This is a genomic window from Brucella lupini (genome assembly GCF_002252535.1).
Classification (GTDB): Bacteria; Pseudomonadota; Alphaproteobacteria; order Rhizobiales; family Rhizobiaceae; genus Brucella; species Brucella anthropi.
This window is the reverse complement of sequence record NZ_NNRN01000053.1, coordinates 41762-54137: the sequence shown is the minus strand read 5'-3', so window position 1 is coordinate 54137 and position 12376 is coordinate 41762. Positions and strand designations below refer to the sequence as shown.

Below are 12376 nucleotides of genomic sequence, written 5' to 3'. Positions count from 1 at the left end.
ATATTGCAGGATATGCCATTGCACATCAAACTGCCCGACCGGATAACCGGCCGGGCGCGTCGTTGGTCAGTTGGTGATGCCAAGCTTCTTGCAGCCGTCAGCATAACGGTCGACGCAAAGCGTTTCTGCGGAAACGATGTTCTTGTCGATAATTTCAGCCTTGAGGTTTTCGGCGGTCACCACCACTGGAACGAAAAGCTTCGACGGAGTGTTATAAAGCGTGGCTTCGGCCTTCGGAGTTTCGCCGTTCAGAAGCTGACCCGCGACGCGCGCGGCTTCTGCGGCAACAATTTCAGATGGCTTGTTGATCGTGTTGTACTGATCGCCCGAAATGATCAGCTGAAGTGCTGCAATCGTCGCATCGTTGCCGGTAACCGGTGGTAGCGGATCGATGCCTGCCGCCTTCATGGCTGCGATCGCACCGCCTGCAGTGCCGTCATTGGCAGCGACAACGCCGACGATCTGGTCATTGAAGCGGGTGATCTGGCCACTAGCCCACTGCTGAGCCTTGCTCGGCGCCCATTCAGGCGTGTCATATTCGGCGAGCGTCTTGTAACCGCTGTCCTTCAGACCGGCGTGAATACCGTTCTTGATGAGACCGGCAGCGGCATCGGTTGGCGAACCGTTGATCTGCAGAACGCCGCCCTTGTCACCCGCGACACCCTTGTCCTTCAGGTGCTTTACCAGCGATTCCGCAATCGACTTGCCGATGGCTTCATTGTCGAACGACACGTAGAAATCAGACGTCGCATCCGGGATCGGACGGTCATAGGCAATGACCTTGATATCCTGCGACTGGGCGAGCTTGACCAGCGAGGCTGCCGCTGCCGTATCGACCGCGTCGAGCACTATCACTTTTGCACCTTGCGATATGACCGAGTTGAACTGCTGCTGCTGCTTGCTCGCATCACCATCGGCATTGAGATAAAGCACCTTGCAGCTTTCACAGATTTTCTTCATCTCGGCAGCGAAGCCCGGATAATCGCGCTCCTCATAGCGCGTCGATGCCTGGTCTGGCATTAAAAAGCCGACCACTGCGTCCTTCACTTCCGCCTGAGCATTGCCAGCGAACGACGATAGCACCACCGCAGCAAAGGCTGCCTTACCAAACATATTTTTCATGTCTCACTCCCATTGGGTTTTCAATTTTGTATTTTACACAATCTTGCAGACAAACTTTATATCGCTACTCCACCCCATATGTTCTCCCTATAGCGACCTCCAGTTCCCTGGAGTTCCGGCATTTTGGCGCCGCATTGCTTTGCGGCGCACCAATCAAATCGAGCAATGCTGACGGGGCTTGTGACGCATGATGGGAAGCCGTTCCTGGCTTCGGCATGTGTGCACCGCTCCTCTCGGCATACAATCATGTTGCACCATCGATAGTGCAACATAACCATCGCTCAACATCCTGCATCTGGTCAAGAGGAAAATGACAGAGGAATAGATTGGATTACGCCTTCCCCTACTTGCAGCAAACGCTATCGCACCGCTAAGATCGGGACCCGACCCAGACGCAAAGCAGGCCTGATGAGCATCCCCCGGAAAGTAACCATTTACGATATATCGGAGCGCGCTGGTGTATCCGCGTCGACCGTTGCTTCGGTTATGAATGGTTCATGGGAAAATCGAAGAATTACCAAAGCAACAGCCGACAGAATTCGAGTAATAGCGAGCGAACTCGGTTATACCACCAACCTTCAGGCACGCGGGTTGCGCATATCCAATTCCGGCATGATCGGCATGATCTTGCCTATGCTGGACAACCGATACTTCAGCTCCATGGCCGCATCGTTTGAGACGGTGGCGCGCTCACGCAATCTTATCCCCGTTGTAGCCAGCACATTACGCGACCCGCAGCAGGAACGCAGCACCGTGGAAACATTGATTGCCCACAATGTCGACGCCTTGTTGATCGCGGGCGCAACCGATCCGGACAGTGTCGCCGAACTCTGCGAAAAGGCTCATCTGAAACATATAAACGTGGATCTTCCCGGAAAGCATGGCGCATCCGTAATCAGTGACAACTATGACGGTGCCCGCGTACTGACGCATCAGATTGCCAGCCGCAGGTCTCATCGAACGGAAAACAGCTTCTACTTCATCGGTGGCGTGGATAGTGACCACAACACCCGCGCACGTGTGCGCGGGTATAAGGATGAACTGGCTGCGCTGAACTTCCCCGTTCACTCCGACGCCATAATCACGAATGGTTATGGTCCCGATGCCGCCGCGAGAACCATCCGCGATATTTATAAAAAATTGAATGGATTGCCAGAGGCACTGTTCGTCAACTCGACGAGCCCTTTTGAGGGCGTCGTCAGTTTTCTCAAGACGCTGCCGGTTGACGAGGTCCGGGAGTGCTCCATCGGATGTTTCGACTGGGACCCCTTCATCGAAGTTCTCCACTTCCCGGTTGTGATGGTCCGGCAAAATGTTCAGGCAATGATCGAACGCGCCTTTGAACTTCTGGACGAGTCCGTTCAAACGAACAACCCACCCGAAATGATACCGACAGAGCTCATTATTCCGCGTGGTCTTTGAACCTCATTCCGTGGATAGGAGAAACATGCCATCCACGCGATCACCGATTGTTTTGTTTTTTCAGATAGATAAGCTGAGCTGTCAGTCCTGTGATGAGGATGATCAAAAGACTGCCCTGCGCGCCCAGCAACAACGGGGATTTGAGATCGGTCACAAATGGATGACCATCTGGTACGCGCCGCAATACCTCGCTTACCGCCGGCACCATTAGCAGGAAGGCAGTCAAGCTTAGAAAGACTGTTTCCAGATAGCGGGTCGCACGACCGAAGACTGAACTGTAACCGATTGCATAGCCGGCAATCAGCAGAACCATCGTCGCAGCACCGATAACATAGCTGACCTGCTGGCGTGCAACGAGAAATGTTGTGCCAGCACCTATAAGCATCGAGACAAAATAAAGGCCGCCGGATTTTGACCGGGGCAAAATGCGCCCGTAGCGGACGAACATGTAGATGGCCAGGGGAATGGCAGGCAAACTGCCGATCGTGTGCACCCAGCCGAGCGGGGAAATTCCAAACATAACCAAAGCTCCTGTAAAGATAACAACCTACTAGTAGATAGGTTTGAGGGTAAACCCGTTCATTGATTAGGACGGTCGATTAACCATTCCAGCCATACTGATTGCATCCATCCACATTCACCACTGTCATCCTTCCCAAAATTCGCTCGGCGTTCCGACAACTGGCCGACGAGAAGCACCGTCGTGACAGCGACATTCCAGAAACAGGCACGCAACATTTCGATATTCATTCCAGGCATTGCCTGCGCCCGGCATGTTTCGAAATATCAATGCGGTGATGGCTGCAAGCTGGATAACGGGGTCGCCGCATTCACCTCCCTGCCAATTGATAGCCTGACTACCGAGCATGATCAGGCTTTGATCGAAATCACTGTGCCGCAGCCAGTCTGCGAAGCATTGGTTCAACTATAAGCGAAAACATCTTCGGATCGCTGTGGGCTCTCGCTGACAACATCCCTCCGTGAACGGTAGCAGCAAAGGCTTCTGCCTCGATGTCAGGGGAGTCGATCAAGCGAATGCGGCCCTGTCTTGCGCCGCGTGTGAGGACTGATGTCAACCATCTCGATAACGATCTGAAATAGTTTTGAATCTCAGAAGCAAGTTCCTGTGGCAATACAGGAATTTCGCTTGCCAGAAGCGCCCCTACACAGAATGGCGCACTCCCGTCTGTGATACACGCACTCCAGTATTGAGTATAAGCCTGCAGTTGCTCCAGCGGATCATCGACTTTGCTCTCGAGATTGGCAAAACCTGCTTCTGTATCTTCACGATGCCGCACGATTAGTGCCTTTACCAGATCGACCTTGCTCGGGAAGTGATGATGGATACTGGCCTTGCGAATGCCTACGACGCTGGCGATATCCGCGTAGCTGAATCCATTATACCCACCCGACATGATCAAGGTTTTGGCGCAAGCGAGAATATCATCGGAAGTGGTGGACAAATTGCTCATACTCAGTACCTACCTTCCAGTAGGTTGAATGTCAAGATAGATCAAAGTGAAGAGATTTGTCACACGGTCGAATTTTACCTCATGCAGAACCCGATCCCGTCGACACAGTTCATATGTTGCAACAGTCCGGGGCAAACGGCACGAAATGGATCGGCTCTGGACTTCGCAAACAGGTTAGTGCCGGAAGTCTTGACCGCGGTCGAGTTTCTGGCTCTGACGTATCGCTGCAATTTCCTGGGCCCTGGCGGTCGAAACTGTTTGCTGCAAAATCTTCAACTTGTCCTGAAGCCCCTCGAAGACGGAATGTTGTGCGGGAGGCACGCGACTGACGTTGTCACGGTCGCCGCGCAGGATTGCGTTGCGCCCGAACCTGAGATCAAGGGCGCGGCTGACGCTTGTAAACTCCCGACGAATATGCGGTTCGAGTGAACCGGCGAGGGCATCAAGCCGCGCGTGCTTCTTTTGCATCGCAGTTGTGATGCGACGGAGTTGTTCGCCAGCCTCTTCTGACAATCCTGGAATGGCGGTTGCCATCTGCTGACGCTCTGCCGTGACTGCTGTTGTTGCAGCCTTCAGGGCTGAGGCCCAGCCCGATCCCAGCGAGCGGACACTTGCCTGCACATCCGGCACGGCTTCCAGTGCTGTCATTCGCTCGCGGCCAACGGCCAGAAGCCTGTCCCTCAGCCGACTGGAGCCGCGCAGGGCGCCATAGGCCGCAGGATCATTGGCAATGGCTGCCGCAATCCGATCACCGGCAATGCCTTTCCGGATCAGTGCCTCGATCGTATCGACGGCACTGGTGGGTTCCCGCCAGAGATGAGAGGCCGTTTTGGCAAGTGCTGTTCGGTTATGGCGGTAGTGGGCTGCCGCGGATGCCCTCGCGCGCGCCTCAACCTCCACCGGGGTTGTAAACTCTGTCACGGCGGCAAGCAGCGGCGGTATGTTGCAAGCTTTCGAGCCCTGCCCGATATTGTCAGTCGGCCGGGTGTGGGACGAACCCGGAGAATTTCGATCCAGGGACATCGGGGCTGTCGGATTCTGTATGGGGAATCTTCCGGATTGCCTCTCATGATAAGAAATCCTGCGTTCCCGATCGATTGCCAAACCGAGCGCCGCACCTGCCCTCTCCCGGAGATTTGCCACCTGCTGGCGCTTTTGCGCCAGCCACGCCAGCTGGCGTCTTGCTCCTGCCCCTGTGCCAGCGACAATCCCGGCAAGTGTGTCGATGCCACGCCTGCGGGCAAAGTCCCGGACATGTGCCTGGTAGCCCGCCTCACCAGCAAAATCCAGCGTCGTGGTTTTGGCGCCCGAACGCCCGAGGCGTTTGGCCAGTTGCCGGAACAATTCCGGCGTGTGGCTTTCGCTTGCAACCCTTTTGCGGCGGACATCTGTGGCTTCATGCAGCTTGGCCGTCCAGACATTGCGTTCGACCGTGCGCTCCTCAAAGTGCCTTTCACCGCCTTGCGCATCAGGAACTGCAACCTTTACCTTCACGGTCTCGACGCCATCCTTGCGAAGCGTAACCATATCCCCTCTGGAAGCTCCCGCAGCCGACAGGGCCGCCGGCAAACCGGCACCCCAGAGGCGATGGACCTTCCCGCCCTCAACCTTCACATCAGCATAGGGCGTGTCATTCGTATCCTCATCCCCGGGCCGGAATTTTGTCACCCCGGTTTCGACCAGTTCGCCGGTGACCCCCTTCGCGTGGTCAACAGGGGCCCTGTCCTCCCGTCCGGGCCCGGGCCTGAAGTCCTCGCGCGCAGCATAAAGATCAGCCCTGTGACGATGACGGGTCATGGACACATAGGTCAGGTGCCTGTCCATCATGCCGCTGGCAAGCACAAAGGTCCGGTCGACAGTCGCGCCCTGCGACTTGTGGATTGTCACCGCATAGCCGTGATCGATGTTGCGGTAGCTGTCCTCGCTCAGAACAATCTCGCTGCCGCTGTCGAGCCGGACAGAAAGCAGCAGCGCGCGGAATGCGTTGCCGGTCGAGACCACCGTGCCGAACATGCCGTTCCTGACGTATTGCGGATTGTTTCCCCCTGCACGCGGTTCAAGGAAACGGGCGTTCTCAAGAAAGATGATCCGGTCGCCAGCAGCAAACTCCCGCATGCCCCGCTCTGTCCGGAAGCTGCGCGCGGCACCGAGCGCTCCCTCCTCCCGCATCACCTTGCGCAAGGCCTCATTCAGCCTGTGGACATCCCTGTTGGTGTGCGCCAGCACCAGCAACGCATCACCCCGTAGCCGGCCGCCACCGTTTAGCGCCGCGATCCCCGTCCCTGGCCGCACGCCCCCTCCCGGCTGTGATGGCATGACCATTTTCCGCCGCGCATCGGCCCAGTCCCTGACCAGACGGCTGACCAGTTCATCCCGGGTTTCCGCCTCGACCAGATGCCCGCGTCCGGCGTAGATCTCCAGTCCGCCCGCGGTGTCGCCGCGAGCGAGGCGACTTGAGGCATCGCGGGCCCATTGGTCCTGTTGGCGACGCACACCGGCAAGTTCGGCTGAACCGATCCGTTCCGCTATTGTCCGGAAAGCCGCACCGGCCCCGATCGGCTGAAGCTGCATGGCATCACCGACCAGAACAACCTTTGCGCCAGCCTTTTCTGCAGCATCCAGCACACGCGCCATTTGCAACGAGGAGACCATGCCTGCCTCGTCGATGACGAGGATGTCACCGCGCATCAGCCGGTCACGCCCGTTATTCCAGGCATGCTCCCACGCGGCAAGCGTTCGCGATCTGATGGCGGAACTCTCGTCCAGCCCCTCGGCAGCCTTGCCGGAAAGGGCCGCGCCAAGGACACGGTGATGCCCGCTCTCCCAGGCAAGGCGCGCAGCTGCAAGCAATGTCGACTTGCCCGTACCGGCAAGACCGACGACGGCAGCGATGCCGCTGTCGTCCGTCACATGCCGAATGGCTTCAATCTGCCCGGGGTCCAGCCTGAACGGCTTCAGCGGATTGTCCCCTTCGACGAAACGCACTGCGCCTGCGCGTCCTGCGTCCGAAATCCCGAACCCCTTCCTCCTCGACAGGGCATCGGCTGAACGCATCATGTCATGTTCGGTGCGCAGGATCTGGCGGGTGGTGAAGATTGCCGGTTCCCTTGCCTCGCCAGTCACCCGGCCATTCACACGACCAGTCATCGGATCAGTCAGCGGGCCGGCCTGCTGCGGTTTCAGGAGCACCAGATCGGGAGAGGCCATCAGTCGTGCACGGATATTGGCAAAGTCTGCCGGATCATCGACATAGCGGTGGATGACCCTTGCGATATCCTTCTCGTCAAAGGTGGAGCGTTCATTGCCAAGCTGCCTGAGGAGAGGCCCCGGATCGGCAAGCAGCCGGGCGGTCATTTTCTGCCGGCGTGCCAGATCGGCGGGTGCAAAATACATCTCGGCGCCCTTGCGCATCATCGCCGACTTTCCGGGTCCCAGATGCCGCTGGGCAATCCCCTCAAGTCCCTGTTCGGCATGGGAACGACCGTCAAGGCGGATGTCACGGCCAGCGAGCGCCAGATACCGGCTGGCTGTTTGCGCCCAGGCGATCTTCCACGCCTTCATCGTATCCCTGTTACCCGCCCAGACTGTGTAGACGATCCTGCCCTTCGGCTGGTCCCCTGCCGCCACACGAAGTGGCTTTCCGTCATCGCCGGGGACAGGCATGACCTTGAGGCCGAACCCTTGCGCTGTCAGGGGCCTAAGCGTTGTCAGAACATGTACATGCGGATTACCGTCCCTGTCGTGATAAACCCAGTCGGCGATCATGCCCCTTGCGGTCAGCTGGTCTCTCACGAACTCACGGACCAGGGCGATGTTTTCCTTAAGCGTCAGTTCCTCCGGCAGAGCAATAATCAGTTCACGGGCAAACTGTGCGTTCACACGCGTCTCAAATGCGTCAACCGCATTCCACAGTGTCTCGCTTGCCGCAGCGACAGTCTTGCCTTCGATTGCTGACCTCAGCCACGCTGGAATATCTTCCGGCAACGCCAGTTCTTCATGGACCAAATCATCGTCGCCGCCGCGATAGTTAAACAAGGTTCCGGTCTGTTCGTCTCTCATCCGGGTGCGGTGACGATAGGCGGCAGCCGAGATGATGTTGCGCCCCGCTCCCCTGCTGATCATCTGCGCTCGCACGAACATGATTGCCACAATGTTCTCCTGACCGTCAGTCAACGTATCGAGTCCGTCGAACCACGTTTTGAGATTGTTGCGCGCGTTCAATATGACTTTCTCGGCTCTTGCCTGAACGGTTTTCATATCAATGCCGACGGGTCCGACGATTGTCACACCGAATTCCGCTGCTCGGCTGGCGACATGCGCGGCTCTAGCGCTCGCGACCAGCGTCTTGGTCGGCATGCATCCGGCATTGACGCAGGTGCCACCGAGGTATTTTCGTTCGATAAGTGCGACCTTGCGACCCTGAGCTGCCATGCGAGCAGCAAGAAAAGGCCCCGCTTGGCCTGCGCCGATGAATATGGCGTCGAATGTCTTCATAACACAGCCCCACGATCAGGAACACGATGGCATCTAAGAGCGCAGCAGGTCGGTCCCGCCCGCAGGCTTTTGTAGCAAACCATGCAAATTGAGTGTGATGTTTCTATGGCTTGTGCCAAGTCTCATGAGATTCAATCCACAATTAGGCGCTTTTTGAGAGGTTCAGCCGCCACTCTTACATCCTTGCCGCGATCGTAGGCAGGCAAGCAGGGCCTACCGGCTCAAAGATCTTGTAGGTCAGGATAAACTCGTGGTGGCCCTGATGCTCCGACTTGGTTGTTACACCGCGCGCCACGTTCTTTATGAGATCTAGTCTTTCGTTACCGACCTCGTCTAGGGTGGCTCGACCCTCCAGGATTCTGCCAGCGTCGACATCCATGTCTCCCGCTAGCTTGCGACAGGTTTCCGGATTGGCGCAGACCTTGATGACTGGCGAGATGGCAGAGCCCGTTGCATCTCTATCGGGATGCCGGTCTTTAAATTGAAGGCTTGGTCAGCATCAGCCATATAATGGCCAATACTGCTGCAAATGCCGGAAAACCAAAAGCAACCCACCAGCGATAGAGACGGTGATAGGCCGACGGCAGCGGTTTTCCTTCAACAACAGCCTGACGCGCTATGTTCCGTAGCCGGATCTGCATCCAGACAACTGGCAGCCAGAATGCACCAACAAAGATGTAGAGCGCCAACGAAAGCCCAACCCAACCGGACAGGACAGGCCATCCTGCTTCACGTGCAAGCAAATAGCCGGTGACTGGCTGGAAAATGGCAGCAGTTGCAGTGAAAACCGTATCAGCCAACACGACGATGCCACCGACATGGGCAATCGACCGCGGGTCTCCTGAGCGATTGGAGATGACCATGAAAAACGCGATACCCGCGCCGGTGCCAAGCAGGACCGTTGCACCGATCACATGCAGAAAACGGAGAATATCATAGGTCATCGCGCCTCCAGCATCATCGCAACGATAGCTGCCAAAACAATAGCTGGAACCACTTTGACCATCGGTCCAAGTGGATCAAGCCACAGATCTGGCGCAACCACCAGACCACCGAAGAGATAGCAGGCCGAAAGCACTATCATTCCGACTGCCGCAATGCGCGTTGCCGAACGCCAAAGGATTCCCAGGCCCAATCCGATATCTGCAAATGCGCCGCCATACACTGTGATGCTTGCCACCCATGCCGGGACGTCATGTCCTTCGAGAACTGCCACAGCACGCATCGGAGATAATAAAGCGAATAGGCCCGACACGCACCAAAACAGCGCAAGCGTGGCGATGGCCAGTGGCAGCATGAAATACATCCGGGCGAAAAGCCGTTCCTGTCGCGTGGACGGCAGACTTCTCAGTGTCGAAACTAGCGAACGACAGGGGTAACCGCCCGCCTCAAGCCACGCGCTCGGATCGCCTCGTATCCCATCGGCAAGCGCCTGTAACGCAGTGCTGCGCATCGGTGATCGCCACCCCAGCCAGCCGAGCAGATCAGCGCACTTCCCCACTGATTTCAGCACCGGTGCGGGCACTTTCGGGCGCAACCACGGAGACGAAAATCCCTGCCATTGCCTGAAGCGGTCAACGAGTTCGGAAAAACTTTGAACTTCGGGTTCGGTGAGATCGGCAATAAGCCCGGATGGCAGTTTTCTCCTCGCCGCTGCCACTACTGCCTCTGTTACATCATCGATATGAACAGTTTGCACCTGAGCATGAGGCAAAACACGCGGCAAAACTAACGGTAAACCAGCAACGCCACGTAAAAGCGCTGTGCCACCGTAGGCATCTGGCGACAAAACAAGCGTTGGACGCAGGATCACGCAATCTCGTCCGCTCCTCACCAGTATTTCGTCGCCGCGCGCTTTTGACCGAAAGAACTCCGTTGATGCTTCAGCTCCAACGCCAGCCGCCGAAATCTGGACAATCCGTAAGGGAATGTCCTTCGTTGCCTCAACCAGACGAGCTACCGTCGCGACGTGGATGGTTTCAAGACCGTCACGCGCGCCGTCTTGCAGTGCTCCGGCAGCGTTTACTACGACATCGACATTGCCCAGCAGCAATCGCCATTCGTGGACCGAGATGGTTGGTATGTCACGGATCAACCATGTCGCGTTTGCATCAGCGGCAAGCGCCGCATGACGCGACCGTCCTACGCCGACAACTTCAAATCCTGCATTCTCCAAAGCTCCCATGCACGCTCTGCCGATGAGCCCGTATCCGCCCAATACGATGGCCTTACGCATCGAAGCCCCCATAGATACACGATGTTCAAGTATTAGCCTCTCAGTATTGTCATGGGCAGTGCGACTGAAACGCGCGTGCCCAGCGGCACCCTCGAACCTAGCTGGACGCCCCGTCCATCCTCACCTAACTTTTGAATGACCTGAACGAGGTCGGAACGAACCCGCTTCGCGGGAAGGCGCGTGCGACTAAGGTAGAAGGCACAGAGCGACCATCGCGCTCTGCATTGAGTGCCGCTCGGAGCGAGCAGAGAATGACGGGTTTTTTCAACAAGGAGCCTGACCGTGCACAACCAACCGAATTCGCCCGCGATCAGCCCGCTTCGTCAACGCCTGATCGACGACATGAACCTGCGCCACTTCGGGGACGAGACTCAACGCAACTATCTGCGCGACATCGGACGACTTGCCAGCTTTCTCGCGAGGCCTCCCGATACCGCGTCCGTGGATGATTTGCGCCGGTTCCAGATATGGCAGCAAAGCGAGGACGTCCCGGTGCCGACGATGAACAGTGTAGTATCGGCGCTGAGATTCTTCTTCAATACCACGATTGATCGCCCTGATCTTGCCCGCCGCCTCGTGCGGCTGGTGCACCCGCGCAATCTCAGTTTGTTCTGCCAAATTCAACGCATGCACGCTGTTGCAAGGATACAAGCCTCCCCTGCGCTGATACAGCGGCCACGCGTGCCCCTCATTCATCGGCCAGCAACGTCTCATGATAGGCCCAGAACTCATCTATAAAACGTTCAGCCAGGCTGTTGTCAGGGCCGTTGCTCCGGCGGATGACCAGAAAGCCAGCATCGACAAAGGTCGTAAAAGGTCGGATCGCCACTCCACGTCCGCGAAAATCCGTTGCTGAGGACGGATCAATGATTGTTATGCCGACACCTTCAGCGACGAGTGTCAGCGCTGTGTGCGAAAGGCGGGTCTCAATGGTGGCCGACCGCGGAATGCGTGCAAGCGCAACCTCTACACGCATGGCAAACAGCGAACCCGGCTCCAGCGTGATCATGCGTTCATTGGCGAGATCCTCCGGGGAAACTTCCGAATAATCTGCAAGACGGTGTCCCAATGGAACCGCAACGACGGCCGGTATCGCTCTCGTTTCGATATCGAAACCGGGTCTGTCGAGCGGACCATCAGCAAAACCGAGATCGACCTGACCAGATGCGACGGCTTCCACCACCAATGCAGAGGGAATGCCATTGAGAGAGGCATGGATATTGGGCCGTTCCTTGAGAAAACGAGCGAGAAAGCGCGGCATGATCCCGTTTGCAAGCGCAGGCATGGCAGCGATCCGCAACATGCCCGCATTCTGACGGCTGATCTCGTCGGCGAAACTCCGGATGCGATTGAGCCCGACATAGGCCCGCTCGACTTCCTGCAACAGTGTCATCGCCGCCTGTGTAGGGATCAGCTGGTTTCCCCGCCGGTTGAAGAGCTTGAGTTTCGTGTCGATCTCAAAATCGCGGATCAGGCGGCTCACCGCTGGCTGAGTGATCGACATTAGTTCCGCTGCAGCCGTCATTTTTCCGGTCAGCATGACAGTTCGGAACGCTTCGACCTGACGCAGGTTCATGCTTCACCATAATATTTGGTTATGCTCTAGGCTTCATTTCTAATTTGACTGTAT

General features: G+C 57.0%; 10 protein-coding genes and 2 pseudogenes. 3 read left to right on the top strand and 9 right to left on the bottom strand.

All coding sequences use genetic code 11. The features are described 5' to 3' along the window. Window positions 1-66: 66 nt before the first annotated feature. On the bottom strand, window positions 67-1113 hold the full coding sequence (locus tag CES86_RS17140) for an ABC transporter substrate-binding protein (RefSeq protein ID WP_235817422.1): 1047 nt from the start codon (window positions 1111-1113) through the stop codon (window positions 67-69). Between the two features lie 417 nt (window positions 1114-1530). On the opposite strand from CES86_RS17140, the pseudogene CES86_RS28175 reads away from it, so the two are divergent. Together CES86_RS28175 and CES86_RS17135 are read left to right on the top strand one after the other, a co-directional pair. After that, window positions 1531-1638, top strand: a pseudogene (locus CES86_RS28175) (LacI family DNA-binding transcriptional regulator); the annotation flags it as partial. Window positions 1639-1734: 96 nt separating this feature from the next. Further along, on the top strand, window positions 1735-2544 hold the full coding sequence (locus CES86_RS17135; RefSeq protein WP_235819941.1) for a substrate-binding domain-containing protein: 810 nt from the start codon (window positions 1735-1737) through the stop codon (window positions 2542-2544). 40 nt (window positions 2545-2584) lie between these two features. Here the strand turns inward: CES86_RS17135 and CES86_RS17130 are convergent, their stop codons facing one another. From CES86_RS17130 to CES86_RS17105, 7 genes and pseudogenes are all read right to left on the bottom strand, one after another. Further along, window positions 2585-3064 (bottom strand): hypothetical protein, encoded by a 480-nt coding sequence (locus CES86_RS17130; protein WP_029928289.1) that lies wholly within the window; start codon window positions 3062-3064, stop codon window positions 2585-2587. Between the two features lie 59 nt (window positions 3065-3123). After that, window positions 3124-3294, bottom strand: a complete 171-nt coding sequence (locus CES86_RS27560) for a hypothetical protein (RefSeq protein WP_155243279.1) — start codon at window positions 3292-3294, stop codon at window positions 3124-3126. Between the two features lie 137 nt (window positions 3295-3431). Beyond that, complete coding sequence (locus CES86_RS17125; protein ID WP_029928293.1) at window positions 3432-4016, bottom strand: TetR/AcrR family transcriptional regulator; 585 nt, start codon at window positions 4014-4016, stop codon at window positions 3432-3434. A gap of 174 nt (window positions 4017-4190) precedes the next feature. Continuing rightward, a complete protein-coding gene (traA, locus tag CES86_RS17120; RefSeq protein WP_094514992.1) occupies window positions 4191-8510 on the bottom strand; it encodes a Ti-type conjugative transfer relaxase TraA in 4320 nt (1439 codons plus the stop codon). A gap of 175 nt (window positions 8511-8685) precedes the next feature. Next, a pseudogene (locus CES86_RS17115) lies at window positions 8686-8952 on the bottom strand (UxaA family hydrolase); the annotation flags it as partial. Between the two features lie 34 nt (window positions 8953-8986). Continuing rightward, window positions 8987-9454 carry a DUF2269 family protein gene (locus CES86_RS17110; protein ID WP_010660297.1) on the bottom strand — a complete coding sequence of 156 codons (468 nt, stop codon included), beginning with the start codon at window positions 9452-9454 and terminating at the stop codon, window positions 8987-8989. After that, complete coding sequence (locus tag CES86_RS17105; RefSeq protein WP_051129051.1) at window positions 9451-10746, bottom strand: SDR family oxidoreductase; 1296 nt, start codon at window positions 10744-10746, stop codon at window positions 9451-9453. Before CES86_RS17105 ends, CES86_RS17110 begins: the two co-directional genes overlap by 4 nt. A 342-nt stretch (window positions 10747-11088) precedes the next feature. Between CES86_RS17105 and CES86_RS17100 the strand changes: the two genes are divergently transcribed. After that, window positions 11089-11484: a phage integrase N-terminal SAM-like domain-containing protein gene (locus CES86_RS17100; protein ID WP_094515068.1), complete on the top strand. Its 396-nt coding sequence runs from the start codon at window positions 11089-11091 to the stop codon at window positions 11482-11484. On the opposite strand, the gene CES86_RS17095 is transcribed toward CES86_RS17100, so the two are convergent. Further along, a complete protein-coding gene (locus CES86_RS17095; RefSeq protein ID WP_010660300.1) occupies window positions 11435-12322 on the bottom strand; it encodes a LysR substrate-binding domain-containing protein in 888 nt (295 codons plus the stop codon). The two genes, CES86_RS17100 and CES86_RS17095, sit on opposite strands and share 50 nt — an antisense overlap. Between the last annotated feature and the right edge of the window lie 54 nt (window positions 12323-12376).

Bases quoted from the DNA above. Each gene is read 5' to 3' on its own strand.
- CES86_RS17110 (WP_010660297.1), bottom strand. From the start codon at position 9,454: ATGACCTATGATATTCTCCGTTTTCTGCATGTGATCGGTGCAACGGTC.
- CES86_RS17130 (WP_029928289.1), bottom strand. From the start codon at position 3,064: ATGTTTGGAATTTCCCCGCTCGGCTGGGTGCACACGATCGGCAGTTTG.
- CES86_RS17105 (WP_051129051.1), bottom strand. From the start codon at position 10,746: ATGCGTAAGGCCATCGTATTGGGCGGATACGGGCTCATCGGCAGAGCG.
- CES86_RS17100 (WP_094515068.1), top strand. From the start codon at position 11,089: ATGAACCTGCGCCACTTCGGGGACGAGACTCAACGCAACTATCTGCGC.
- CES86_RS27560 (WP_155243279.1), bottom strand. From the start codon at position 3,294: ATGAATATCGAAATGTTGCGTGCCTGTTTCTGGAATGTCGCTGTCACG.
- CES86_RS17140 (WP_235817422.1), bottom strand. From the start codon at position 1,113: ATGTTTGGTAAGGCAGCCTTTGCTGCGGTGGTGCTATCGTCGTTCGCT.
- traA (WP_094514992.1), bottom strand. From the start codon at position 8,510: ATGAAGACATTCGACGCCATATTCATCGGCGCAGGCCAAGCGGGGCCT.
- CES86_RS17125 (WP_029928293.1), bottom strand. From the start codon at position 4,016: ATGAGCAATTTGTCCACCACTTCCGATGATATTCTCGCTTGCGCCAAA.
- CES86_RS17135 (WP_235819941.1), top strand. From the start codon at position 1,735: ATGATCGGCATGATCTTGCCTATGCTGGACAACCGATACTTCAGCTCC.
- CES86_RS17095 (WP_010660300.1), bottom strand. From the start codon at position 12,322: ATGAACCTGCGTCAGGTCGAAGCGTTCCGAACTGTCATGCTGACCGGA.